Source organism: Burkholderia sp. AU33423, assembly GCF_002223135.1.
GTDB classification, from domain to species: domain Bacteria; phylum Pseudomonadota; class Gammaproteobacteria; order Burkholderiales; family Burkholderiaceae; genus Burkholderia; species Burkholderia lata_D.
Genome location: NZ_NKFH01000007.1, coordinates 661,316 through 685,012 on the forward strand (window position 1 = coordinate 661,316; position 23,697 = coordinate 685,012).

Annotated in this window: 20 protein-coding genes; 14 read left to right on the top strand and 6 right to left on the bottom strand. The window is 69.2% G+C overall.

The window, feature by feature from the left end:
* Positions 1 to 126 precede the first annotated feature (126 nt).
* The gene (locus CFB50_RS21520; RefSeq protein ID WP_089447171.1) at positions 127 to 1,047 is read left to right on the top strand and encodes a LysR family transcriptional regulator; all 921 of its coding nucleotides are present in this window, start codon (positions 127 to 129) and stop codon (positions 1,045 to 1,047) included.
* A 108-nt stretch (positions 1,048 to 1,155) separates the two neighbouring features.
* Here CFB50_RS21520 and CFB50_RS21525 read toward each other — a convergent pair whose 3' ends face one another.
* Together CFB50_RS21525 and CFB50_RS21530 are read right to left on the bottom strand one after the other, a co-directional pair.
* Positions 1,156 to 2,148, bottom strand: coding sequence for a PDR/VanB family oxidoreductase (locus tag CFB50_RS21525; RefSeq protein ID WP_089447172.1), 993 nt, complete (start codon positions 2,146 to 2,148; stop codon positions 1,156 to 1,158).
* Positions 2,149 to 2,315: 167 nt separating this feature from the next.
* Positions 2,316 to 3,713: a spinster family MFS transporter gene (locus CFB50_RS21530; protein ID WP_089447173.1), complete on the bottom strand. Its 1,398-nt coding sequence runs from the start codon at positions 3,711 to 3,713 to the stop codon at positions 2,316 to 2,318.
* A 410-nt stretch (positions 3,714 to 4,123) separates the two neighbouring features.
* On the opposite strand from CFB50_RS21530, the gene CFB50_RS21535 reads away from it, so the two are divergent.
* Positions 4,124 to 5,242, top strand: coding sequence for a porin (locus CFB50_RS21535; protein ID WP_089447174.1), 1,119 nt, complete (start codon positions 4,124 to 4,126; stop codon positions 5,240 to 5,242).
* Between the two features lie 47 nt (positions 5,243 to 5,289).
* Here the strand turns inward: CFB50_RS21535 and CFB50_RS21540 are convergent, their stop codons facing one another.
* Together CFB50_RS21540 and CFB50_RS21545 are read right to left on the bottom strand one after the other, a co-directional pair.
* The gene (locus CFB50_RS21540) at positions 5,290 to 6,324 is read right to left on the bottom strand and encodes a LysR family transcriptional regulator (RefSeq protein ID WP_089447175.1); all 1,035 of its coding nucleotides are present in this window, start codon (positions 6,322 to 6,324) and stop codon (positions 5,290 to 5,292) included.
* Complete coding sequence (locus tag CFB50_RS21545; RefSeq protein WP_089447176.1) at positions 6,321 to 7,295, bottom strand: AraC family transcriptional regulator; 975 nt, start codon at positions 7,293 to 7,295, stop codon at positions 6,321 to 6,323. The genes CFB50_RS21540 and CFB50_RS21545 overlap by 4 nt, the downstream gene beginning before the upstream one ends.
* A gap of 150 nt (positions 7,296 to 7,445) precedes the next feature.
* Between CFB50_RS21545 and CFB50_RS21550 the strand changes: the two genes are divergently transcribed.
* Together CFB50_RS21550 and CFB50_RS21555 are read left to right on the top strand one after the other, a co-directional pair.
* Entirely contained in the window at positions 7,446 to 8,561 is a 1,116-nt protein-coding gene (locus tag CFB50_RS21550; RefSeq protein ID WP_089447177.1) for an NAD/NADP-dependent octopine/nopaline dehydrogenase family protein, read from the top strand.
* Positions 8,558 to 9,568: a 3-hydroxybutyryl-CoA dehydrogenase gene (locus CFB50_RS21555; RefSeq protein ID WP_089447178.1), complete on the top strand. Its 1,011-nt coding sequence runs from the start codon at positions 8,558 to 8,560 to the stop codon at positions 9,566 to 9,568. The genes CFB50_RS21550 and CFB50_RS21555 overlap by 4 nt, the downstream gene beginning before the upstream one ends.
* Positions 9,569 to 9,693: 125 nt before the next feature.
* Here CFB50_RS21555 and CFB50_RS21560 read toward each other — a convergent pair whose 3' ends face one another.
* Together CFB50_RS21560 and CFB50_RS21565 are read right to left on the bottom strand one after the other, a co-directional pair.
* Positions 9,694 to 11,031, bottom strand: a complete 1,338-nt coding sequence (locus CFB50_RS21560) for an MFS transporter (RefSeq protein ID WP_089447179.1) — start codon at positions 11,029 to 11,031, stop codon at positions 9,694 to 9,696.
* 145 nt (positions 11,032 to 11,176) lie between these two features.
* Entirely contained in the window at positions 11,177 to 12,067 is an 891-nt protein-coding gene (locus CFB50_RS21565) for a LysR family transcriptional regulator (RefSeq protein ID WP_069250879.1), read from the bottom strand.
* A gap of 101 nt (positions 12,068 to 12,168) precedes the next feature.
* On the opposite strand from CFB50_RS21565, the gene CFB50_RS21570 reads away from it, so the two are divergent.
* The 10 genes from CFB50_RS21570 (at position 12,169) to CFB50_RS21615 (ending at position 23,678) form a co-directional block, all read left to right on the top strand.
* Positions 12,169 to 13,722 carry an AMP-binding protein gene (locus tag CFB50_RS21570; RefSeq protein ID WP_089447180.1) on the top strand — a complete coding sequence of 518 codons (1,554 nt, stop codon included), beginning with the start codon at positions 12,169 to 12,171 and terminating at the stop codon, positions 13,720 to 13,722.
* Positions 13,723 to 13,733: 11 nt separating this feature from the next.
* Entirely contained in the window at positions 13,734 to 14,921 is a 1,188-nt protein-coding gene (locus CFB50_RS21575; protein WP_069250881.1) for an acyl-CoA dehydrogenase family protein, read from the top strand.
* Positions 14,918 to 16,054 (top strand): CaiB/BaiF CoA transferase family protein, encoded by a 1,137-nt coding sequence (locus tag CFB50_RS21580; protein WP_089447181.1) that lies wholly within the window; start codon positions 14,918 to 14,920, stop codon positions 16,052 to 16,054. Before CFB50_RS21575 ends, CFB50_RS21580 begins: the two co-directional genes overlap by 4 nt.
* Positions 16,055 to 16,098: 44 nt before the next feature.
* On the top strand, positions 16,099 to 17,397 hold the full coding sequence (locus CFB50_RS21585) for an MFS transporter (protein ID WP_089447182.1): 1,299 nt from the start codon (positions 16,099 to 16,101) through the stop codon (positions 17,395 to 17,397).
* A 124-nt stretch (positions 17,398 to 17,521) separates the two neighbouring features.
* Entirely contained in the window at positions 17,522 to 18,580 is a 1,059-nt protein-coding gene (locus CFB50_RS21590) for a porin (RefSeq protein ID WP_089447183.1), read from the top strand.
* Between the two features lie 36 nt (positions 18,581 to 18,616).
* Positions 18,617 to 19,012, top strand: a complete 396-nt coding sequence (locus CFB50_RS21595) for a BON domain-containing protein (RefSeq protein ID WP_089447184.1) — start codon at positions 18,617 to 18,619, stop codon at positions 19,010 to 19,012.
* Positions 19,013 to 19,058: 46 nt separating this feature from the next.
* Positions 19,059 to 20,399, top strand: a complete 1,341-nt coding sequence (locus CFB50_RS21600; RefSeq protein WP_089447185.1) for a serine hydrolase domain-containing protein — start codon at positions 19,059 to 19,061, stop codon at positions 20,397 to 20,399.
* Positions 20,400 to 20,823: 424 nt separating this feature from the next.
* A complete protein-coding gene (locus tag CFB50_RS21605) occupies positions 20,824 to 21,951 on the top strand; it encodes a porin (RefSeq protein WP_069252862.1) in 1,128 nt (375 codons plus the stop codon).
* A gap of 39 nt (positions 21,952 to 21,990) precedes the next feature.
* A complete protein-coding gene (locus CFB50_RS21610; RefSeq protein ID WP_069250887.1) occupies positions 21,991 to 22,203 on the top strand; it encodes a DUF3311 domain-containing protein in 213 nt (70 codons plus the stop codon).
* A complete protein-coding gene (locus CFB50_RS21615; RefSeq protein WP_069250888.1) occupies positions 22,200 to 23,678 on the top strand; it encodes a sodium:solute symporter family protein in 1,479 nt (492 codons plus the stop codon). Before CFB50_RS21610 ends, CFB50_RS21615 begins: the two co-directional genes overlap by 4 nt.
* Positions 23,679 to 23,697 lie beyond the last annotated feature (19 nt).

Sequence of the window (23,697 nt, forward strand, 5' to 3'; positions counted from 1 at the left end):
AAAGAGTCGCGAAATCGGGCCGCGTCGCGCGCGGTGTCGAGTACCCAGTCTCGTCTTCCACTACATATCCGTCAAATTGATCTAAAATTGGCCAGTCAATAAATACGGCAAATGATGGAGGCTACGATGACATCGGTCGATCATCTCGATCTGAACCTGTTGCGTGTGTTCCAGGCGATCGTCGAGGAGCGCAGCCTGACGAAGGCCGGCGAGCGGCTCGCGCTGTCGCAGCCGGCCGTCAGCTACTCGCTCGGCCGGTTGCGCACGCTGTTCGACGATCCGCTGTTCGTGCGCACGCGCTCGGGCATGCAGCCGACGCCGGTCGCGCTCGAACTCGCGGGCATCGTCGGCAAGGCGCTCGACATGGTGCGCGTGGCGCTGCGCTATGCGGAGCGCTTCGACCCGGCCACCAGCACGCGCACGTTCCGGCTGTCGTTGTCGGATGCGGGCGAGATGGCGTACCTGCCGGCGATCTGCCAGGCGCTGCGCGAGCGCGCGCCGCGCGTGACGCTGAGCGTGCAGCCGCTGCCGGTGGAGGAGATCGAGGAAGCGCTGCGCGCGAGCCGGCTGGATTTCGCAATCGGCAACCTGCCGGAGCTGATGCCGCGCACGCGCCACCAGGTGCTGTTCGAGGAAACCTACGTGTGCATGACGGGCCGCCGGCGCGGGGTACCGAGCGGCGCCGCGCTGAGCCTCGAGCAGTTCGTGCGCGCCGCGCACGTCAACGTGAAATCGGTCGAGCACAGCCACCATGCGCTCGACGATGCGCTGCGCGCGCAGGGCGTGGGCCGCAACATCGCGCTCGAAGTGCCGCACTTCGTCGCGCTGCCGAGCGTGCTGTCGGTCACCGATCTGTATGCGACGCTGCCGAAGCGGCTCGCGCAGATCCTGAACCGCGACAATGCGTTCCGCCTGTACGAGCTGCCCGTCACGCTCCCGCCCGCGCCGGTGACGATGCACTGGCACGAGCATTTTCACGAAGACGAAGGCAATGCGTGGATGCGCACGTTGCTGGCCGAGCTTGTCGAGCGGTTCGACGACGTGTGATTCATGGGGACGAGGGCAGCGCGCTGGATGCGTGCATTGCTGCCCGAGGTCGTCGAGCGATTCGACGACGTGCGGCGTTTTGAACGGACGCCGCGCGTACCGCGCGCATCAAAGATCGAGCACGAGCACCGCGGAGCGCGCACGCGACACGCAGCAGCAGATCACCGTGTTGCTCGCGCGCTCGGCCTTGCTGAGGCAATGGTCGCGATGATCGGGCTCGCCGTCGATCACGGGCACCATGCAGGTGCCGCACACACCTTCGCCGCATGACGTGTCGACTTCGATGCCGATACGCGCGAGCGCGTCGACGATCGACGTGTCGGGCGTGACGCGTACCGATTGCCCGCTGCGCTGCAGGCGCACCTCGAAACCGTCGGCGGCCGGGCCGGTGCCGGCATCGGCGTTGCCCGTACCGGCGGCGGCCGGTTCCGCCGCGAAGCGTTCGAGATGGATCGAATCTTCAGGCAAGCGTGTCGCGGCTGCCGCAACGACCGCATCCATGAACGGCCCCGGGCCGCACGTGTAGACGTGAGCGTGCGCGTCGACCGATTCGACGCAGCGGCCCAGCTCGGCCGCGAGCGCGTCGGGCTCGACGCCGTAGTGGAACGTCACGTGCGACGCGAACGGCTCGGCCGACAGTTCGGCGACGAAGGCCGCGTGCTCGCGGCTGCGCGCGAAGTAGTGCAACCGGTAGCGCGCGCCGCGCTGGCGTAGCGCATACGCCATCGACAGCAGCGGCGTGATGCCGATGCCGGCCGCGATCAGCACGTGCTCGCTCGCTTCATCCGTCAGACGAAACAGGTTGCGCGGCGCGCCGATCGACAGCTCGGCGCCGACTTGCACGTCGTCGTGCAGCGAACGCGAGCCGCCGCGCGACTGCGCTTCCTTCTTCACCGCGAACAGGTAGCTGCCGCGCTCGTCGGGGTCGCCGCACAGCGAGTATTGCCGCGTGATGCCGGACGGCGCGGTCACATCGATATGGGCGCCCGGTTCGTACGTGTCGAATGGCTGGCCATCGACACGCGAAACCCGGAAACAGCGGATGTCCTGGGCCGCGTCGATCAGCGCGTCGATCCGGACTTGGTGGCGGTTCGCTTGCATGGGTCAATCCGTGGGGTAGGGGAAACGCGGCGCGGCAGATACCACGCCGTCATGCGATCGAGAATAGGGACGGGCATCGCATAAATCAAATCGATTAAAAAGCGATGCCTGAATCAGCGGGATGGATGATGGTCGGGTGGCCGATTGCGACCGATTGCGTCCGATATTCAGCGCGCGGCGATCGCGCTGCCCGTCTCGGCCGTGTGCGGCGTGGCTGCCGACGCATGGCCGCGTTCGCGGTCGAGGCTGCGGCGATAGTGCCGGCACCCGGCGGCGAGCAGCACCGCAGCCAGCGTGGCTGCCGCGACGTTGACGATCGACATCGAATGGCCGACCGCCGCCGGCGCGCCGAACACGCGGTCGGTGAACAGTGCGACGACGGTCGTGCCGATCCCGAGCGCGATCAGGTTCGACACGAGCAGGAACAGCGCGGAGATCTGCGCGCGCATCTGGTTCGGCGCGAGCGTCTGCATCGCGGCGGTGGACGTCGGCATCGGGAACGACGCGAAGAACATCGCGACGACGAGCATCGCGAGCGACGCAGGCAGCGAGTCGAGCTGCGTGAACAGCGTCGCGGGGATCACCATGCACGCGGCGCCGATTGCACCGGCGCGCATCGGTGCATCCTCGCGGCCGCGCCGCAGCAGCCAGTCGTTGAGCCAGCCGCCGCAGAACACGCCGGCCGTGTTCGCCACCAGCAGCACGATGCCGAGCGTATAGCCGGCTTCGACGGCCGTCATCCCGAAGTGTCGGATATAGAACGCGGGCGTCCAGCTCAGCAGGCAGTACAGCGTCATCGCGTAGAACGAGAAGCCGAGGTAGTGGCACGAGAAGGTCGCGCGATGCGTGCCGACGAAGCGCAGCGAATCGCGCATCGACACGCGCCGCACGGCGCCCGAGCGATCCTGCGCGAGCCCCTTGCGCTGCGGGTCGCGCACGGTCGCGGCGAACAGCAGCGCGACGATGATCCCCGGCAGTCCGACGATCAGGAACGTGACCTGCCACGCATGCACCTGCCCGACCACCGGCAGCGTGAACGCGCTCGCATGCTTGAGCAGCGCGATCACGTAGCCGCCGATCAGGAACGCGACGCCGCCGCCGATGAACGAGCCGAGCGAATACACGGCGATCGCGCGCCCGAGCTTCTCCTTCGGGAAGTAGTCGGCGAGCATCGAATACGCGCCGGGCGACAGCGCGGCTTCGCCGACACCGACGCCCATCCGCGCGATGAACATCTGCACGAAATGCTGGCTGAGCCCGCACGCGGCGGTCGCGACGCTCCACAGCGCGATGCCGAGGGAGATGATCCGCGGCCGCGCGTAACGGTCGGCGAGATAGGCGACGGGCAGCCCCATCACCGCATAGAACAGCGAGAACGCGAAGCCGTTCAGCAGACTGAACTGCGTGTCGGACAAGTGCAGGTCGCGCTTGATCGGCTCGATCATCAGCACGAGGACCTGGCGGTCGACGAACGAAAAGACGTACGCGAGCATGCAGATGACGACGACATACCATTCGTACGTATAGCGCTTGCCGTCGGCAGCGCGGGCCGTGGATGCGGACATGCGGATTCTCCAGGAGCGGGCGGTGGAAACGCGCGGCAGCGGCCTGGCGGGCCGGGCGCCGTCGCGGCGCGAGAGCGTGCGTGGGCACGTGTCGGAGACGCAGCGTAGTCGGCCAAATTCGGCCGCCATAGCCGGAGTGACAGCCGCACCACACGGGCATTTACCGACCCGGATAAAGAAAACACCAGGGTCGCGCGCGCCGGCCGCCGCGCGGCGCGCCTGCGGCGGGGCGCGCATGCGTCATGCGGCGCATCTATAAGCGTTATAGAGCGCATTGCGTCGACGTCCGAAATTGTCGTTTCTAGACTCGGCCCGTTTTTGATCGGCAGCGTTGGCCCTTCGCGGCGAACGCGCTTCATGCCACGCGGCGCGACGCCGACCAGCGCCGAAAACTCTACGGGACGACGACGATGAACCAACCGAACGGGCGGGCCGACCGGCTTGCCGTACCGCTTGCCGCGCTGCTTGCCTGCGCGGCGCTGCCCGCCTTCGCGCAATCGAGCGTGACGCTCTACGGCCGCGTCGACACCGCGATCGAATACGCGAACGCCGGACCGAACCACGTGACGCGCATGGGCAGCGGCAACCTGTGGGCGTCGCAGTGGGGGCTGAAGGGCGTCGAGGATCTCGGCGGCGGCTACACGACGATCTTCAAGCTGGAAGATGGCTTCAACGCGGCAAGCGGCGCACTGTCGAATAGCAGCGCACTGTTCGGCCGCGAGGCGTGGGTCGGCATCACGGGGCCGTTCGGCGGCGTGCAGTTCGGCGAGCTTTACACGATTCTGCACACGACGCTCGTCACGTACAGCCTGCCGGGCCTCGGCGCGGGGCTCGCGTGGGGCAACGCGACGAACAACTTCGTCGGGCCCGCGTTCCTGCGCGTGCGCAACTCGATGCGCTACACGTCGCCGCGCTATGCGGGCTTCATGCTGCGCGCGATGGCCGCGCGCGGCACCAACGGCGCGGCCGGACAGCCGGCGACGCTCGGCGATACGTACGGCGCGGGGCTCAACTACGTGCGCGGCGGCCTGTCGGTCGACGTCGACTATATGCAGCAGAAGTTCAGCCCGGTGGCTGCGTCCGCGCTCGGCGCCACGAGCCCGGCCGCGAACGGCAACTACACGCTGGGCGCGATTTCGTACGATTTCAGCGTCGTGAAGGTGGCCGCGCTGTACATGCGCCATCGCGGCGGCCCCGACGTTGCGACCGCGATCGATAGCCAGAGCGCGTATCCGCACAGCGACATCATGGAACTGAGCGCGACGGTGCCGATCGGGCGCGCGTCGCTGCTGCTGAGCGTCGGCCACTACCGCAAGGTCGCGGACAGCGACGGCAACGCCGATTCGTACGGCATCCGCCTCGACTATCCGCTGTCGAAGCGCACGGTGCTGTACACGGGCGCCGCGATGGTGCGCAACGGCGCGCATGCACGCTTCGTCGTGAACGGCGCGGCGGGTGGCGGCGTCGCGGTCGCGAAGCCGGGCGCGACCGCGACTTCGATCGTCGCGGGCATTCTCACGGCGTTCTGACCGGCCCGCGCCGGTGCGCGCTTGCTCGGCTCGAGCCGTTCGCTCTCCTATGCGCAGGCGGGCGGCTGCGGCGCGAGCCATGCGTCGAACGGCGCCAGCTCGCCGATGTTGAACAGTTCGAGCAGCAGCGCACGCAGCCAGCGATGGCCGGGGTCGGCGTCGAAGCGCCTGTGCCAGTACGCGTTGACGGCCCATTCGCTCGCACCGGCGATCTCGTACAGCACGCACGGTTGCCGCGCTGCGAACGTGATCGCGATCGTCTCCGGCAGGATCAGCGCATAGTCGCCGTCCCGCAGCAGCGCGGGCACCACCATGAAATCGGGTAGCGCCGCGCGCACGCGCGGCATCAGCCCGTGCCGTTCCAGCAACTGCATCGATTGCGGATGCGATGTGACCGCGACGAAGCGCAGCGTATCGGGCGCGTCGCCATCGAGCACGTAGTCGTCGGGCAGCGCGACGCGCTGCGCGGTGCGGCGCGGCATCAGCAGCACGCAGCGCTCGTGCAGCAGCGCGGTGCGCTGGAAGTGGCTCGATGCATCGGCGAAATGCCCGAGCGCGAAGTCGATACGCCCCGATTCGAGTGCGACATTGAGCTGGCATTCGTCGACGTGCAGCGTCTCGATCACCGCACCCGGCGCGCGGCGGTCGAAGGCGGCGAGCAGCGTCGGCAGGAACGCGCTCGCCGCGAAATCGCTCATGTGCAGGCGGAACACGCGCTGCGTGTTGTCGGGCGTGAAGCGTGAGCCTTCGTCGAGCACGTCCTGCAGGATCGCGAGCGCCTTGTCGACCGACAGCGCGAGCCGCTGCGCGCGCGGCGTCGGCTCGACGCCGGTGCCGGTGCGCACGAACAGCGCGTCGCGGAACATCAGCCGCAGCCGGCCGAGCGCGTAGCTGACGGACGGCTGCGTGACGCCGAGCCGCAGCGCCGCGCGGCCGACGTGCCGCTCTTCGTACACGGCGCGAAACGTCTTCAGCAGGTTGAGATCGAGATCCTGCACGCGCAGTTCGGACGGGTCGTTGTCGTGCGGTGCGGATTCGGCGCGGGCCGGGGCCGCTGGGCGGCCGGGTGCGGCGTGCGTCATCGGGGTTGCCTCGCGGTGACGGAAGGCACGTGGCCGTAACGCCGCGCATACGCCTTCGCGAAATGGCCGAAGCCATGGATGCCGTGTGCGATCAGCACGTCGGTCACGCTGCGTGCGTCGCCGCGCTGCAGCGCCGCGTGCACGGCGGCGAGCCGGCATTCGCGTACGTAGGCGGCCGGCGTGGTGTGCAGGAACGCGCGGAACGCGTGCTGCAGCGTGCGCGGCGCGACGCCCGCGACGGCCGCCAGTGCGGCGAGTGCGAGCGGTTCGCCGAGGTGCGCGTTGACGTGATCGCACGCGCGACGCACGTGCGCCGGCAGCGGCGGCGTGCCGCGCGTGAGCGCATCGCTGTACGAATGCGGCAGGTGCGTGAGCAGCAACGACATCAGCCACGTGGTGAGGTCGGCGCCGAAGGTCGTCGCGACCGTGCCGATGCCGGGCTGCGCGCCGAGCCGGCACAGGTATTCGAAGGTCGGCAGCAGCAGCGCGGCGCCCGCGCCGGCACCGCCGGCCGCGAGATCGAACTGCAGCGGGCGCTTGAGCGTCGCCTGCAGCATGTCCTGCAGCTTGCGTTCGAGCGCGCCGCGTTCGAGCCGCAGCACGAGGTTGCGGCAATCGGGGCTCGTGCTCAGGCGGCTCGCGAGTGCCGGTGACGACACGGTCAGATCGCCGGGGCCGGCGCGCGCAATGACGCTGCCGGCCTGCAGCTCGCATGCGCCGGCGAGCGTCAGCCTGAACAGGAAGTGTTCGGCATCGTCGCCGAAATCGATGCGCGTTTCGCGGCCGTAGCAGAGCTCGAGCAGCGCGCCGTGATGCAGCGGCACTTCGTACAGCTCCGCATGAAACGGGTCGCGGCCGCGTGCAGCCATCCGGTGCGGCCCGAGCCGGTGCGCGACCGCGCGTTCGACTTCGTCGGGGGCGTGCAGCGTGCCGAGCCGGTTCGGCGCATGGCGGGACAGGGCGATATCCATTCACGGACCTCGTAGCGGATGCGGCGGGCGCGGCGGCATGCGCATCGCCGCGATTGCGTTGCGCGAACGGGCGTGCCGTTGCGCGTTCTGAAGCGACACGGCGGGGGCGGCCGCGTAGTCTCGGAAACACTCAATCACCGGGAGAGGACGATGAAGGTATGTGTTCTGGGCGGCGGCCACGGCTGCCATGCGGCGGCGATCGACCTGCTCGAGAAGGGCCACGACGTGACGTGGTGGCGGCGCGACCGCGAGCCGCATGCGCGGCTGCGCGAGCTCGGCGTGCTGAACGTGACCGACTATCGCGGCACGCGTGCGGTGCCGCTCGGCGATGCGCCGGGTGCGATCCGCCTGACTGGCGATCTCGCGGTCGCGCTGCGCGGGGCGCAACTCGTCGTGGTGCCGCTGCCTGCCACGTCGCACGACGCGCTCGCCGCGCAGGTCGCGCCGCTGCTGGAGGACGGCCAGGTCGTGTTCCTGCCGCCCGGCACGTTCGGCAGCTTCGTGTTCGCACAGGCGGCGGCCGATGCCGGCAACCGTTCGCGCGTCGCATTCGCCGAGACGGGCACGCTGCCGTACCTCGTGCGCAAGCATGGCGACAACGACGTCGTGATCAGCGCGTACGCGACGCGTCTGCCGACCGGTGTATTTCCCGCGAATGCGGCCGGCTGGGCATTCGACGTGCTGCGCGCGGGCTATCCGTCGGTCGAGCCGGTCGAGGATGCGTTGTCCGGTGCGTTGATGAATGCGGGGCCGGTGATCCATCCGCCGCTGATCCTGATGAACGCCGGGCCGCTCGAACACTTCGACGCATGGGACATTCACAACGAAGGCACACAGCCGTCGATCCGCCGCGTGACGAACGCGCTGGATGCCGAACGCATCGCGGTGCGCGAAGCGCTCGGCTATCGCGCGCCGCATTTCCCGCTCGCGGATCACTACGCGGCCGAGGGTGACGAATGGATGTACGGGCGCGGCGCGCACGGCAAGCTGACCGATAGCGGCGACTGGCGCGAGAAGATCGATCTGCGGTCCCATCGCTACGTGCTCGAAGACACCCGGCTCGGGCTGTCGTTCATCGTGTCGTGCGGGCGCTGGGCCGGCGTGCCGACGCCGGTTGCGCAGGGCCTGCTGAGCATCGCGAGTGCGGTCGCGGTGCGCGACCTGTATGCGGAAGGGCGCACGCTGGAGCGGCTCGGGATCGCGGCGCTGTCGAAGGACGCGATGCGTGCGCTGCTCGACAACGGAGTCGCGGGAGTATCAGCATGAGCGCGGCCGCCGATGTGACGCGTGTACACGTGCTCGGCGCGGGACGCATGGGGCAGGGGATCGCGCTCGTGTTTGCCTTTGCCGGAATCGATGTGACGCTGATCGACTTCAAGCGGCGCGATGCGGCTGGCCAACGCGCCTTCGACGATCGCACGCGCGACGAGATCGCCAGGCCGCTGCACGCGCAGCTCGCGCTCGGCCGTATCGATGCCGCACAGGCCGACGCGGTTGTCGCGCGCATCGCGATCGTTTCTCGGGATGGCGCTGCCGATTCCATGCATGATGCAGACGTCGTGTTCGAGGCACTGCCCGAAGTGCTCGACGCGAAGGCCGACGCGTTGCGCTGGCTTGGCGAGCGTGTCGATGCGTGCGCAACGATTGCATCGACCACGTCGACGTTCGTCGTCACCGAATTGCAGCGCCATGTCGTGCACCCCGAACGGATGCTGAACGCGCACTGGCTGAACCCTGCATTGCTGATGCCGCTCGTCGAGATCAGCCGCAGCGACGCAACCGGCCAGTCGGTGGTCGATGCGCTCGCCGCGCTGCTCGAACGCGTCGGCAAGAAGCCGGTGATCTGCGGGCCGGCGCCCGGCTATATCGTGCCGCGCATCCAGGCGCTCGCGATGAACGAGGCCGCGCGGATGGTCGAGGAAGGCGTCGCGAGCGCGGAGGACATCGACACGGCCATCCGCACCGGTTTCGGCCCACGCTTCGCGGTGCTCGGGCTGCTCGAATTCATCGACTGGGGCGGCTGCGACATCCTGTACTACGCGTCGAAGTACCTGGCCGGCGAGATCGGCCCGCGCTTCGCGCCGGCCGAGAGCGTCGTGCGCAACATGGAAACCGGGCGTGATGGCGTGCGCACGGGTGCGGGCTTCCACGACTATGCGGACGTGGACGTGCCCGCGTACATGCGGCAGCGGCTCGGTGAATTCGCGCGACTGCTCGATCACCTGGGATTGGCGCCGGTGTTCGACGGCGGGCGGCTCCACCTGCGCGATTAGCCCGGACGTCGCGGCCGCGCGCGTTCGCGGTGCCACGAAAGCGCGCACGTGGCACCGCGAGCCGTTGAGTCGCTCACCCAGCGGAAAGGGCAACGGCACGGGTGCGGCCGGCGCGTGCAGCACGCTCACACCGTATCGCCGCGCGTGCCGGCGTCAGGCGTGACATGCGTCTCGCGCATCACGCACAGCGTCGCGACGGTCACGAGGCCGAGCGCGATGAGAAACAGCGAGACGGGCCACGACGCGTGATAGCGCGCGAGCAGCGCAGTCGCGATCAGCGGTGACATCCCGCCCGCGAAGATCGATGCGACCTCATGCCCGAGCGCGACACCGGAGTAACGCACCTCGGTGCTGAACAGCTCGCCGACGAGCGCGGGCAGCGTGCCGATCATCGCGCCATGGCTCACCGCCGTGCCGACCGTGAGCGCGAGCCACACGAGCGGCGTCACGCGCGTATCGAGCAGCCAGAAGAACGGGAACGCGCACGCGACGAGGCTCAGCGCGCCGATCAGGTACACGGGCTTGCGGCCGATCCGGTCGGACAGCCGGCCCCACGCGAGCATCGCGCCCATCTCGACGATCATCGCGATCATCACGCCGGTCAGCATCACGCCGTTCGGGATGCCGACGTATTTGCCATAGACGAGCGAGAACGCGAGGAAGATGTACGCGCCGCCGTTCTCGGCCACGCGCAGCCCCATCGCGAGCAGGATTTCCTTCGGATGGCGACGGAGGCATTCGACGATCGGCAGGTGCGTGTGCGCGCCGCGCTTGCCGGCCTGTTCGAAGTCGCGGCTTTCCGGCAGATGGCGGCGGATATAGATGCCGATCGCGAAGATCGCGATGCTCGCGAGGAATGGCAGCCGCCAGCCCCAGGTGCGGAACGCGTCGTCCGGCAGCGCCTGCGCGGCGAGAAACGCGGCCGACGACAGCACGAAGCCGCCGCCCACGCCGAGCTGGCTCCACGCGGCGTAGTAGCCGCGCTGTTCCGGCGGCGCGTTCTCGCTGATCATCAGCACGCCGCCACCCCATTCGCCGCCGGACGCGATGCCCTGCAGCAGGCGCAGCACGACGAGCGCGGCCGGCGCCCACACGCCGACCTGCGCATAGGTCGGCAGCAGGCCGATCGCGAAGGTCGACGCGCCCATGATCAGCAGCGTCCACACGAGCGACGCCTTGCGCCCGTAGCGATCGCCGACGTGGCCGAACACGATCCCGCCGAGCGGCCGCGCGACGAAGCCGAGCGCGAAGGCCGCGAACGCGGCGAGGCTGCCCGCGAGCGGCGACGCGCCGGGCGGGAAGAACACATGGCCGAACACGAGCGCCGCGGCCGTGCCGTACACGAAAAAGTCGTACCACTCCATCGCGTTGCCGGCGACGGAGGCGATGACGATCCGGCGCAACTGCCGGTCGGCGAGCGGCCGGGCGGCGCTCGGGGATTGCATGATGTCGGTCGGGACCATGGCGGACTCTGAAGGGGGAGGCAGGCGCGTGCCGTCTGTGCAGCACTGCGGGCTAGTGTTGTCGGCACCGTGCCCCCGGTCAAATCCGCAGAAAAAGGGGAGTGACATCACTCCCGCTGATGATGGTCGCGGCGCTTTCCCGTGCCTACCCCACGCTTTCCCGCAGCAGCGCGATCATCCGCTGCGCCAGCGGCGGCACGTACGCGCCCGCGCGGTGCATCGCGCCGATGCGGCGGTCCAGTTCGAGTTCACCGGCACGCAGGTCGAGTGCGCGCAATCCGGTCACCTGGTCGAGCGCATCCGCGCCGCCGACGCACAGCAGCGGCGTGCCGCGCAACAGCTGCAGCAGCGACGTATTGCCGAAATCGGTCTCGATGCGCAGCCGCGGCGCGGGCAGGCCGCGTGCGCGGAACGCGTCGTCGATCCGGTGCCGCACCGGAATCGTCGCTTCCGGCAGCAGCCATTCCTGATCGGCGAGATCCGCGAGCGTGAGCCCGCGCTTGCGCTGCAGCGGGTGGGCGGCATCGGCGAGCACGGTCAGCCGGTCGTCGAACAGCGCGATGGTGTCGAGCCCGTCGTCCTGCTGCTGCGGTTCGGGCGCGACGACGAGATCGAGCTCGCCGGCCGCGAGCAGGTCGAGCAGTTCGCGCGCGAGCCGGCAGCGCAGCCGCAGTCGCGCGGCCGGCCGTTCGCGGATCAGTTGCCGGCACGCACCGAGCACGAACGCATTGGGCACGGTCGGCGAGTAGCCGATCCGCACCACGCCCTGCTCGCCGCCGCGGATCGCGCGCATCTCCTGCATCGCGTCGTCGAATTCGAGTGCGATCCGCTGCGCACGCGCGACGAAGCGTGCGCCGGCCGGCGTCGGCGTCATCCCGTTCGCGGTGCGCTCGAACAGCGTCACGCCGACTTGCGCCTCCAGCCGCTGCACGGCTTTCGTGAGCGCCGGCTGCGACAGCCCCAGCGCCTCGGCGGCCTTGCCGATGCTGCCGTGCCGCTCGACGGCCAGCAGGTACTCCAGATCGCGCGTGTCCATCGGGGGATTCCTGTCGGTTATGACTTTATATCCGGTGATGCATTGTGGTGATGCCTGGGCATCTTACAGACTGACGGCACTGTTCGACCAGGAGAATCGTTTTGAGCTTCGCCTACTTCCTGCGGCGCGCGGCCCGTTACTGGGGCAGCCAGTCCGCCGTGATCCACCGCGACCGCGCCGTCACGTACCGCCAGCTCGACGAGCGCTCGACGCGGCTCGCGAATGCGCTGCGCGGCCTCGGCTTCGCGCCCGGCACCCGCATCGCCGTCCAGGCGCGCAACTGCATCGAACTCGTCGAGATCGAATGCGCGCTGTACAAGGCCGGCCTCGTGAAAGCCGCGCTGAATCCGCGCTTCACGGCGGCCGAGGCCGCCGACGTCGTCGGTAACTGCGCACCGGCCGCGTTCATCGGCGGGCGCGGCTACACGGATTACACGCCCGACTCGCCGGGCTTTGCGTCGGTCGAGCGGTTCGTGTCGATCGGCGGCGCGGTGGCCGGCTATCTCGACTACGACACGCTGGTCGCGAAAGGCAGCGATACGCCGCCCGACCATCTGCCGGCGCCGGACGATCTCGCCGTGCTGCACTTCTCGTCCGGCTCGACGGGGCGCATCAAGGCCGCGATGCAGAGCTATGGCAACCGGCTCGCGTCGCTGCGCAAGATCGTGCTGGGGATGGACCGCCCCGCGCAGCCCGGCGATCGCCTTGCGCTGATCGGCCCGATCACGCATGCGTCCGGGATGCTGATGCAGCCGTACCTGTTCTGCGGCGCGACGCTCGTGCTGTTCGACGCGTTCGAGCCCGCGCATTTCCTCGCCGAGGTCGCGCGCCAGCGCATCACGCACACGTTCATGGTGCCGGCGATGGTCAACATGCTGCTGAACGCGCCCGAGCTTGCGCAGGCCGACCTGCGCAGCCTGAAGGTGCTCGGCTACGGCGCGGCGCCGATGGCGCCGGCGCGCATCGAGGAAGCGTGGGCGCGCATCGGCCCCGTGCTGTCGCAAGGCTATGGCGCGAGCGAATCGACGTCGGGCGTCACGCGGCTCGGTATCGCCGATCACGCGTACGCGCTGCTGCACGACCGCGAGCGGCTCGCGTCGTGCGGCCGGCCGCTCGGCGAAACCGAGGTGCGCGTGGTCGATGCCGACGGGCGCGAAGTCGAGGGTGACGCGATCGGCGAGATCGTGATTCGCGGCGCGGACGTGTTCCAGGGCTACTGGAATGCGCCGGAGCTGACGCGCGAGGTGCTGGTCGACGGATGGCTGCACACGGGCGACCTCGCGCGCACCGATCGCGACGGCTTCATCTATCTGGTCGACCGCAAGCACGACATGATCATCTCGGGCGGCTTCAACGTGTATCCGACCGAAGTCGAAGCGGCGCTCTACCGGCACGAAGGCGTGCTCGAGGCCTGCGTCGTCGGCGTGCCCGACGACAAGTGGGGCGAGGCCGTGAAGGCCGTGGTCGTGCTGCGTGCCGGCCGTGACGCGCAGGCGAACGATCTCGTCGCGCACTGCCGCGCGCAGTTGGCCGACTACAAGCTGCCGCGCTCCATCGATTTCGTCGCCGAGCTGCCGAAGAACGCGAACGGCAAGGTCGCCCGCAAGCTCGTGCGCGAGCAGTACTGGCGCGGTGTCGCGCGCCGCGTCAACTGAAGGAATTCGCCATGTTCGATCATCTGCAACGCCCTGAATTCGTCGCGCTGCGCGCGGCCGTGCTGCGCTTCGTCGACGACGAACTGCGTCCGATCGAGCGCGAGCTCAAGCTCGACTCCGAAGACGTGTGGCCGCGCGACGTGTTGCGTCGCGTCTGGCAACGCTCGGCCGCGCTCGGCTTCTATACCGCGAGCCTGCCCGTCGAGATCGGCGGACAGGGGCTGTCGATCGCCGAGGTGTGCGCGCTGAAGGCCGACCTCGCCGCGAGCGGCGCCGCGCTCGCGCCGCACGTGCTCGGCGAACTCGGCGGGCCGCCGCGCGTCGGCAACATGCTGAAGTACGCGACGCCCGCGCAGCTCGACCGCTATTTCAAGCCGGTGATGCGCGGCGAGAAATCGACGTGCTTCGCGCTGACCGAGCCGCATTCGGGCTCGGACGCGATGAGCATCTGCACGACGGCGATCGAGGACGGTGATTCGCTCGTCATCAACGGCACGAAGCACTACATCAGCGGTGCGCCGTTCGCCGATTTCGCGATCGTGATGTGCGTGACCGACGCCACCGCGACGCCGCCGCAGATCACGGCCGTGCTGGTCGATCTCGACCTGCCCGGCGTGAGCGTTCAGCACGAGTACGTGCCGATGTCCGGCCAGCATATCGACGCGGACATCCGCTTCTCCGGCGTGCGCGTGCCGCGCGAGAACGTGTTCGGCGGCGTCGGCAACGGCTTCCGGCTCGGCATGTCGCGCATCAACGTGAACCGGCTGCTGCATTGCCCGACGATGCTCGGCCTCGCGATGTCGGCGTACCGGGCGTCGCTCGATTACGCGCGCACGCGCCGGCAGTTCGGCGGCCCGATCGCGCGGTTCCAGGCGATCCAGCACATGCTCGCCGACATGGCCGCCGCGTTGTGGGCGTGCGAAAGCATGATCGCGCATACGGCCGCGCTCGCCGATGCGGGCGCCGACCTGCGGATGACGGCTGCCGCCTGCAAGCTCTACGTGTCGGAGCGCTGCTTCGAGGTCGCGGACAAGGCCGTGCAGATCCACGGCAACGTCGGCGTCACGCGCGGCCATCCGGTCGAGCAGACGTTCCGCAAGCTGCGGATGTTCCGGATCCTGACCGGCACCAGCGAGATCCAGCGCAACACGATCGCGAAGGCGATTCTCGAACCGGCCGGCGCGGGAGGCGGCGCATGACGGCGCGCGACGACGCCTGGCCCGCCGCAGATGGCGACGCGCCGGCCTGGTCGTGCCTGCGCGGTGTGCGGATCGTCGATGCCGGCCAGCTGCTGCCCGGGCCGCATGCGTGCGCGTTGCTGCGCCAGCTCGGCGCGGACGTGATCAAGGTCGAGCCGCCGGGCGGCGACGCGTTGCGGCAGTTCGGCGCCGACACGTTCGCGCAGTTCAACCGCGGCAAGCGCTCGATCGTGCTCGACCTGAAGACGCCCGACGGCCGCGCACGCTTTCTCGATCTCGTGCGCGACGCCGATGCGGTGGTCGAAGGCAACCGGCCCGGCGTGATGGCGCGGCTCGGGCTCGGCTACGACGAGCTGGCGCACGTGAACCCGCGCGTCGTGCTGTGCTCGATCACCGGCTACGGGCAGGACGGCCCGTATGCGAACCGTCCCGGCCACGACCTGAACTTCCTTGCCGATGCCGGCTACTGGTCGGTGCCCGCGCAGCTGCACGACACCGTCTCGCGGCCACGCGTGCGGCTGGCCGATCACGCGGCCGCGCTGCACGCCGCGCTCGCGCTGGCGGTCGCCGTGATGAGCGCCCGCGCGAGCGGTGTCGGCCAGCATCTCGACGTGTCGATCCACGACGCGATCTTCGCGTGGACCGCACCGGCCGCGTGGGCGCTGCGCACCGGCCGCGACACGCCCGACGCGGCGCGCTGGGTGATGCCCGACAACGACCTGTTCGAGACCGCCGATGGCCGGCACATCGTGCTCGCGACGCTCGAGGACAAGTTCTGGGCCGTGTTTGCCGATGCGCTCGGCGACGCGTATCCGGCGCTGCGGGAACCGCGCTTCGCGCAGCGCGCGGGCCGGCAGCGGCATCGGCACGCGCTGGGCGCGCTGCTGCGCGAGACCTTCGCGACCCGCACGCAGGACGACTGGATGCGCGTGCTCGGCGCACTCGGGCTGCCGGTGTCGTGCGTGCCTGACGCGGGCGCGGTGTTCGACGATCCGCACGTGCGCGCCCGCGGCGTCGCCCGCGAGGTGGCGGCCGACCGGTCGCTCGCGGTGCGCTTCCCGGTGAAGTTCTCGCTCGGCCTGCCGGACGGTGACGACCGGGTGCCGGCGCCCGGCGAGCACGGCGGCGGATAGCGCGACGCCACCGGCCGCCGACGATAAACAAACAGGAGACAGCCATGACGAATGGTGCGCAGTACCGCCCCGGACGGGCGTGGTCCATCGCGACGATGCTCGCGCTGATGATGCTGGTGAATTTTCTCGACAAGGTCGTGCTCGGCCTCGTGTCGGTGCCGATGATGCGCGACCTGCATCTGAGCCCGACGCAGTTCGGCGTGATCGGCGGCAGCCTCAACTGGCTGTTCGCGGTCGCGGCGGTCGCGGGCGGCATCGCCGCGAACCGCTGGCCCGCGAAATGGCTGCTGTTCGCGATGGCGGCCGCATGGGCGCTGCTGCAGCTGCCGATGCTCGCCGCGAGCTCGATCTGGGTCGTCATCGCGTGCCGCGTGCTGCTCGGCATCGGCGAAGGGCCGGCGTCGCCGGTCGCGACGCACGCGATCTACAAATGGTTTCCCGATACGCGGCGTAATCTCCCGGTCGCGCTGCTGCACCAGGGCAGCGCGCTCGGGCTGCTGATCGCGGGGCTCGCGATTCCGGTCGTCACGTCGCACTGGGGCTGGCGCGCGAACTTCGCGGTGCTGGCGGTGCTCGGGGCCGTGTGGTGCCTCGCGTGGGCGGTGGCCGGCGAGGAGGGCACGCTGTCGCGCGGCCCGCGCGCGGCCGGCGGCGAACGCGTGCCGTACGGGCGGCTGCTGACCGACCGCACGGTGCTCGGCAACTTCCTCGGCCATTTCGCGGCGAACTGGATTCTCGCGATGACGCTCACGTGGATGCCGACCTACCTGCAGCTCGGGCTCGGCTTCGGGCCGCACGAGGCGGGGCGCATGTTCGCGCTGTTCGTCGCGGTCACGTCGCCGCTCAGTCTCGCGCTGGCCTGGCTGTCGCAAACCTTGCTTGCGCGCGGCATGCCGTCGCGGCACGGACGCGGCACGTTCATCGCCGTCACGCTCGCCATCGCCGGCGCCATGCTGGCCATGCTGCCGGTGCCCGAGCTGCCGCGCGCGGCGAAGCTCGTGCTGCTGACGGTCGGCAGCGGCCTGACGCTGACGATGTACTCGATCGGCCCCGCGATGCTCGCCGAGGTGACGCCGGACGCGCAGCGCGGCGGCGTGCTCGCGCTCAGCAACGGCTTCGCGTCGCTCGCGGGCCTCGGTGCGCCGGTCGTCACCGGGATGCTGATCGAGGCGAGCGGCGCGTCGGTCGCGCGCGGCTTCGAACAGGCGAGCGTCGTGTGCGGCGTCGTGCTGATCGCGTGCGGCCTGCTCGGCGCCTGGTGCCTCGATCCGCAGCGTTCGCTGCGGCGCCTCGCGGGCGACACGGAGTGCGCTGCGCCGCCGGTCGGCGCGTGCGGCCGCTAGCGCCTGCCGCGCACATCGCTTCGCATTGCATCGCATTCGGCGTGCGGCCCGCCAGCCGGGCCGCTGCGCCTTTCGACAGGAGCAGTACCACGATACGCCGCGCGACGACGCGGCAGGAGGAGACATGAAGAAGATGATCGCGGCGGCGCTGATCGGCGCGCTGTGGGGGAGCGCGCACGCGCAGTCGAGCGTGACGCTGTTCGGCCGGATCGGCGGCGGCGTGCGCTGGGTCAACGGGCTGCCGGGCGGCAGCCAGGTCGGGTTCAACAACAACATCATCGCGGGCAACGAGTTCGGCATTCGCGGCAGGGAGGATCTGGGCGGCGGGCTGAAGGCGCTGTTCGTGCTCGACGGCGCGTTCAACAGCGGCACCGGTGCGCTAAAAACGTCCGGCACGCTGTTTTCTCAGGCCGCGTATGTCGGCCTGGCCGGCGATTTCGGCCGCCTGACGCTCGGCCGCCAGTTCAACGTCGCGGAAGACCTCGGCATCGCGCTCGATCCGCTCGGCGGGCGCGGGCAATCGCTCGCGGTCGAGCCGGGTGTGCAGTTCGACGGCAACTTCTTCACGCTCGACTCGCGTTTCAACAACACGATCAAGTATCTCGGGCAGGTGGGCGGCCTGCGGTTCGGTGCGAACTATTCGCCCGGCGGCGTCGCGGGCAGTTCGCATGCGGGCACCAGCTATTCGACTGCGGCGATGTACACGTATTCGGACCTGATGGGCGGCGTGTCGTATGCGAAGACGTACAGCCCCGACGGCTCGCAGTCGGCGCAGACGATCCAGGCAGGCGGCACGCTGCAGCTCGGCCGTGCGCGCTTCTACCTGAGCTACGCGTCGCTGAACGTCAGCGCGAACAAGGCCGGTGCGCGGTCGCGGCGCGACGATATCCCGTCGTTCGGCATCGTCGTGCAGCCGCTGCCGTCGGTGCAGCTGAGCGCGGCCGCGGTCTACGACCGCGCACGCAATCTCGGCAACGTGTCGGGCGCGGACGGTCACAAGCTGACGACCTACGCGATCGCCGAGTACTTCCTGTCGAAGCGCACCGAGTTGTATGTCGAGGTCGATCGCAACGGGATGACCGGTGCGTACATGCGCGATCCGGCGACGATCGCGGCGCTGAACCTGCGGCGCGGGGCGAGCGCGACGACCGGTGTGTCGATCGGGCTGATGACGCAGTTCTGAGTTTTTTCAACGATTTTTCAGGAGTGTGAATCGATCATGCGGACTTCATCCCGACTGACCGCGGCGCTGCTGACGGCGGCATGCTGGACCGTCGCCGTCCACGCGCAACCCGCCGCCGCGAGCGCGGCGATTCAGGCATCGGCGGAAGCGGCCGTGCAGGCATCGGCGCAGGTGCCTGCGCCGGCCGACCTGTCGCCGGCACAACGCAAGGCGGCCGACCGCAAGCTGAAACGCCGCGTCAGCACGGCGCTCGCGCGCACCAGGAACCTGAACGTCACGCGCATCCTCGTGCGGGTGCGCGACGGCAGCGTGACGCTCAGCGGCTCGGTCACGGATACGAACCAGGTGAATCTCGCGGCAGAGGTCGCACGGCGTGTCGACGGGGTCGCGTCGGTGTCGAACCTGCTGCGCATCGACGGCCAGCAGCCGTGATTGCCAGGCACAAGGTCGCTTTCTTTCCACTACGAGACATGATTCGATGCGAATTCATCGATGCTTTACCGCTACCCGGCGCGCTCGCCGGCTGGCCGACACCGTCGTGCTGGCCGGCGGGCTCGCGCTCGCCGCGATCGCGCCCGCTGCGCCCGCTGCAATCGACGCCGTCACACCGGGCATGATGCAGGGCTTCCCGCCGCCGGCCGACCAGGTCGTCAACAAGGCGAACGCATTCACGCCGGCGCGCCTGCGCTGGGCGTTGGGCAATACGCGGCTGCTCGCGCCGACGGCCGGCATCCGGCACGCGGCTTCGCCGATGCCGTTGCCCGAGCAGCCGGCATCCGGCCTCGACACGCTGCCCGTGACGATCGGCGGCGAGACGCTGACGCTCGACGCCTACCTGCGCGCAACGCATACCGACGGCTTCATCGTCGTGCAGCGTGGCCGGATCGTCTACGAGCGCTACTTCGACGGCTTCCGGCCCGACCAGCCGCACGCGTGGGCGTCGATGACGAAATCGGTGACGGGCCTGCTGGCCGCGCAGATGATCGAATCCGGCGTGCTCGACGCGGGCGCGCCGCTCGCGCGCACGGTGCCGGAACTCGCCGACACGCCGTTCGGCGGCGCGACGCTGCAGCAGAACCTGGACATGGAAGTGCCGACCGCGTACGCACCGGGCATCCCGCCCGATCTCGGGCTGTTCGGCGCGGTCGGGCTGGTGCCGCACCGTGAAGGCGCGCCGGCCAGCATCGCCGACTTCCTGCTGACCGTGCAGCGTGTGCCGGACGTGGCGCCCGGCAGCACGTGGTTTTACCAGAACGGTTCGCCGGAAGCCGTCGCGTGGGCGATGCAGCGCGCGACGGGGCAGTCGTGGAGCGCGCTGGTCGAGCGGTGGCTGTGGCGCGATTTCGCGGAAGACGATGCGTACGTCGTTGTCGACCGCAATGCGATGGCGATGGCGAGCGGCGGCCTGTACACGACGCTGCGCGATGCCGCACGCTTCGCCGAGCGCGTGCGCACGGGGCTCGGCGGGGCACGCGGTGCGCTGCCCGCCGCGACGATTCGCGCGGCACTGCAGCCCGCGCACAACGCGGCGCTGTTCGCACAGGGCAACGTGATCGCGGGCAAGGACGGCTATGCGTATCGCGACTACTGGTACCAGGTGAACGACGGCGACGGCTCGGTCGCGGCGGCGGGGCGGTTCGGCCAGTCGATCCTCGTCGATCCGAAGCACGCGCTGACGATCGTCAAGTTCTCGTCGTCGCCGGACTTCGCGCCGCGCGCGCTCGACGCGCAAGGCGCCGCGACACGGCCGCGTGCGGCGCTCGAACGTGGCGATGCGTTGAGCAAGGTGGCGCGCGCGGTCGTCGACCGGCTGCGCTAGCGCGCTGCAACCGGGCGTGCCCGACGAGAGGGGGCGGCGTTGCGTCGCCGCGCCTCGATCGCGTCGGCTATCGGCCCGCTTCGCACTGCGATAGTGCGATGCACGGGCTGTCAGGGAAAACCGCATAGGCGCATCACGCGTCGCCGTTTCGTCAGCTTGCTTACGCAGGCCATTCACGTCTGAGCAAAGCGCGCCGCGTCCAGCGGACATGCGCGCTTTCGTTTCTCTTGCAGCGGCGCACCGCCTCCGCTCATCTCCCCGCCATTCGATTTTCAACTGCCGCTCAGTTGAACATTTCATTTCTTGATGTGATTGCGGCTGGATACCATCCAGCGACTGTCTATACAACCCGGTCGGCGCGTATGGGCGGGATCAAAAAAACACAACACATCGATGAACAGGTTTGGAGAAGGAGAAGACGGAGATGGTGCGAAGGAAGGGTGGGAAGACGGGCGCCGCAGGCGTGGGCGCAGCCGTTGCCATGCTGTTTGCCGGCGCCGCGCACGCGCAGTCGACGGTGACGCTGTACGGGATCGTCGACGCGGGCGTGACCTACACGAACAACGCGAAGGGCCACGCTCTGTGGCAATTCACGGGCGGCAACGAATCGGGACCGCGCTGGGGCTTGATCGGCACCGAGGATCTCGGCGGCGGCCTGAAGGCTAACTTCCGTCTCGAGAACGGCTTCAACGTCGCGAACGGCGCGCTCGGGCAGGGCGGCCGGATGTTCGGGCGTTCGGCGTGGGTCGGCCTGAGCGGCGCGAACTGGGGCGCGGTGACGCTCGGCCGCCAGTACAACTCGACGCAGGACATCCTCGGCTCGCTGCAGATGAGCAGCTTCCTCGCGCAGTACTCGACGCACCCGTTCGACAACGACGACATCAACAACACGTTCCGCACCAACAACGCGGTGAAGTACGTGTCGCCGACGATCGCGGGCCTGCAGGCGAACCTCGTGTACGGCTTCTCGAACTCGACCGGCTTCGCGAACGACAACAGCTGGAGCGCGGGCGTCACGTACGTGAACGGGCCGCTCAACGCGGGCGCCGCGTATGCGCGCGTGAACCATCCCGCGGTCAGCACGAGCGGCGCCGTTGCTTCGGATAACTACTATCCGGCGTCGGAATCGGTGTTCGGTGCGAGCCTCGGGAACGCGATCCGCCAGCAGATCTGGGGCGCGGGCGGCAGCTACGCGATCGGGCCGGCCACGCTCGGCCTGCTGTACACGGGCTCGAACTTCGGGCAGGCGACGGGCGGCGCGCTGCGCTTCAACAACTACGAAGGCAGCCTGCGCTACATGATCACGCCGGCGCTGATGGCCGCGGCCGGCTACACCTATACGCAGGTCGCGCGCGCCAGCGACAGCGGCCACTACCACCAGGTATCGGCCGGCGTGCAGTACCTGCTGTCCAAGCGCACCGACGTGTACGTGAACGGCTTCTACCAGAAGGCGTCGTCGGGTGCCGGCCAGGCGTGGATCGACGGCACCGACAGCGCGTCGACGACGACGTCGCAGGTGGCGGTGGTGGTCGGCATCCGCCAGAAGTTCTGATGTTCTGACGCATACGCGCGTCTTCCGGAGGAGGCACTCATGAAACTCAAACTGTTGCTGGCGGCGTTGCCGTTCGTCGGGATGTATACGGGCGGCTCGCTCGCCGAGGTGCGGCCGCTGCTGTTCGGGCTGCCGTTCCTGCTCGTCTGGAACCTGGTCTGGATGGCCGCGACCGCCGCGATCCTCGCGATCCTGTTCCATCTCGACGAGCGCGACGCGGCCCGCGCCGGCCGCTCGGGAGACGCGCGATGAACGCATCGATCCTCATCATCGCGGCGTTCGCCGTGTTCGCGCTGGCGATCGGCGTGATGGCGCGTCGCGGCCGCAAGCTCACGCTCGAGCAGTGGGCGGTCGGCGGGCGCGGCTTCGGCTCGCTGCTCACGTTCCTGCTGATGGCCGGCGAGGCGTTCTCGACGTTCTCGTTCCTCGGCGCGAGCGGCTGGACCTACAGCAAGGGCGTGCCCGCGTTCTACATCCTGTCGTACGGCTGCCTCGCGTTCGTGATCGGCTACTGGATGCTGCCGGCCGTCTGGCGTTACGCGAAGGCGCGCGGGCTCGTGTCGTTCGCCGATTACTTCGCGGCGAAGTACGACAGCCGCGCGATCGGCGTGCTGGTGTCGGTCGTCGCGGTGTTCGCGATGGTGTCGCTGCTGATGATCCAGTTGCGCGGCCTCGGCGTGATCGTGTCGGAGATGTCGTACGGGCTGATTCCGCAGGCGGCCGCGATCTGGATCGCCGCGACGCTGATGGCCGTGTACATGGTCGTGTCGGGCATCCACGGCTCGGCGAGCATCGCGATCTTCAAGGACGTGCTGATCCTCGCGATCGCGATCTTCCTCGGCCTGTACCTGCCGATGCATTACTACGGCGGCCTCGGCGCGATGTTCGCGAAGATCGACGCCGCGCATCCCGAACTGCTGCGCATGCCCGCGCACGGCTTCAACCTGAGCTGGTACAACTCGACGATCCTGCTCACGTCGCTTGGCTACTACCTGTATCCGCACGGGTTCACCGCGATCTACGTCGCGAAGGACGAGCGCGCGCTGCGCCGCAACGTGATCCTGATGCCGCTGTACCAGGTGCTCATCGCGTTCCTGTTCCTCGTCGGCTTCGCGGCCGTGATGACCGTGCACGGGCTCGAAGGCGCGCAGGCCGATCTTGCGTTGCTGCGCCTCGTGAAGCAGACGTTCCCCGCGTGGTTCGTCGGCATCGTCGGCGGCACGGGCCTGCTGACCGCGCTGGTGCCGGGTTCGCTGATCATGCTGAACGCGTCGACGACGATCGCGCGCAACATCTACCGCGAAGGTTTCGCGCCGAACGCGACCGACCGCGAGGTGACGCGCGTCGCGCGGATCGCGCTGCCGATCTTCACGCTGGTGGTCGTCTACTTCGTGCTGCGCGGCGGCGCGACGTTCGTCACGCTCGCGATCTTCTCGTCGAGCCTGCTCACGCAGCTCGTGCCGATGCTTGCTTCGAGCTTCCTGAAGCGGCCGTTCGGCACGCGCGAAGGCGCGTTCGCGGGGATCGCCGCCGGCGCGATGGTGATCGCGATGACGAACTACTATGGCGTGACGCTCGCGTCGCTGTTCCCCGGCGCGTCGACCACGCTGACGTCGATCAATCCCGGGCTCGTCGCGCTTGCGGTGAATGCGGTGGTGTTCATCGTGATCAGCGCGGGGCAGCGCAGGCTGAAGGCGCGGGTTGCAGCGCCGGTCGGTTCCGCGTGACGGCTGGACGGCAATGAAA

Excerpts from the sequence above, each read along its gene's own strand:
- CFB50_RS21530 (WP_089447173.1), bottom strand. The coding sequence starts at position 3,713 with ATGTCCGCATCCACGGCCCGCGCTGCCGACGGCAAGCGCTATACGTAC.
- CFB50_RS21605 (WP_069252862.1), top strand. The coding sequence starts at position 20,824 with ATGGTGCGAAGGAAGGGTGGGAAGACGGGCGCCGCAGGCGTGGGCGCA.
- CFB50_RS21555 (WP_089447178.1), top strand. The coding sequence starts at position 8,558 with ATGAGCGCGGCCGCCGATGTGACGCGTGTACACGTGCTCGGCGCGGGA.
- CFB50_RS21600 (WP_089447185.1), top strand. The coding sequence starts at position 19,059 with ATGCGAATTCATCGATGCTTTACCGCTACCCGGCGCGCTCGCCGGCTG.
- CFB50_RS21580 (WP_089447181.1), top strand. The coding sequence starts at position 14,918 with ATGACGGCGCGCGACGACGCCTGGCCCGCCGCAGATGGCGACGCGCCG.
- CFB50_RS21585 (WP_089447182.1), top strand. The coding sequence starts at position 16,099 with ATGACGAATGGTGCGCAGTACCGCCCCGGACGGGCGTGGTCCATCGCG.
- CFB50_RS21535 (WP_089447174.1), top strand. The coding sequence starts at position 4,124 with ATGAACCAACCGAACGGGCGGGCCGACCGGCTTGCCGTACCGCTTGCC.
- CFB50_RS21595 (WP_089447184.1), top strand. The coding sequence starts at position 18,617 with ATGCGGACTTCATCCCGACTGACCGCGGCGCTGCTGACGGCGGCATGC.
- CFB50_RS21525 (WP_089447172.1), bottom strand. The coding sequence starts at position 2,148 with ATGCAAGCGAACCGCCACCAAGTCCGGATCGACGCGCTGATCGACGCG.
- CFB50_RS21550 (WP_089447177.1), top strand. The coding sequence starts at position 7,446 with ATGAAGGTATGTGTTCTGGGCGGCGGCCACGGCTGCCATGCGGCGGCG.
- CFB50_RS21575 (WP_069250881.1), top strand. The coding sequence starts at position 13,734 with ATGTTCGATCATCTGCAACGCCCTGAATTCGTCGCGCTGCGCGCGGCC.
- CFB50_RS21610 (WP_069250887.1), top strand. The coding sequence starts at position 21,991 with ATGAAACTCAAACTGTTGCTGGCGGCGTTGCCGTTCGTCGGGATGTAT.
- CFB50_RS21615 (WP_069250888.1), top strand. The coding sequence starts at position 22,200 with ATGAACGCATCGATCCTCATCATCGCGGCGTTCGCCGTGTTCGCGCTG.
- CFB50_RS21560 (WP_089447179.1), bottom strand. The coding sequence starts at position 11,031 with ATGGTCCCGACCGACATCATGCAATCCCCGAGCGCCGCCCGGCCGCTC.
- CFB50_RS21545 (WP_089447176.1), bottom strand. The coding sequence starts at position 7,295 with ATGGATATCGCCCTGTCCCGCCATGCGCCGAACCGGCTCGGCACGCTG.
- CFB50_RS21540 (WP_089447175.1), bottom strand. The coding sequence starts at position 6,324 with ATGACGCACGCCGCACCCGGCCGCCCAGCGGCCCCGGCCCGCGCCGAA.
- CFB50_RS21565 (WP_069250879.1), bottom strand. The coding sequence starts at position 12,067 with ATGGACACGCGCGATCTGGAGTACCTGCTGGCCGTCGAGCGGCACGGC.
- CFB50_RS21590 (WP_089447183.1), top strand. The coding sequence starts at position 17,522 with ATGAAGAAGATGATCGCGGCGGCGCTGATCGGCGCGCTGTGGGGGAGC.
- CFB50_RS21520 (WP_089447171.1), top strand. The coding sequence starts at position 127 with ATGACATCGGTCGATCATCTCGATCTGAACCTGTTGCGTGTGTTCCAG.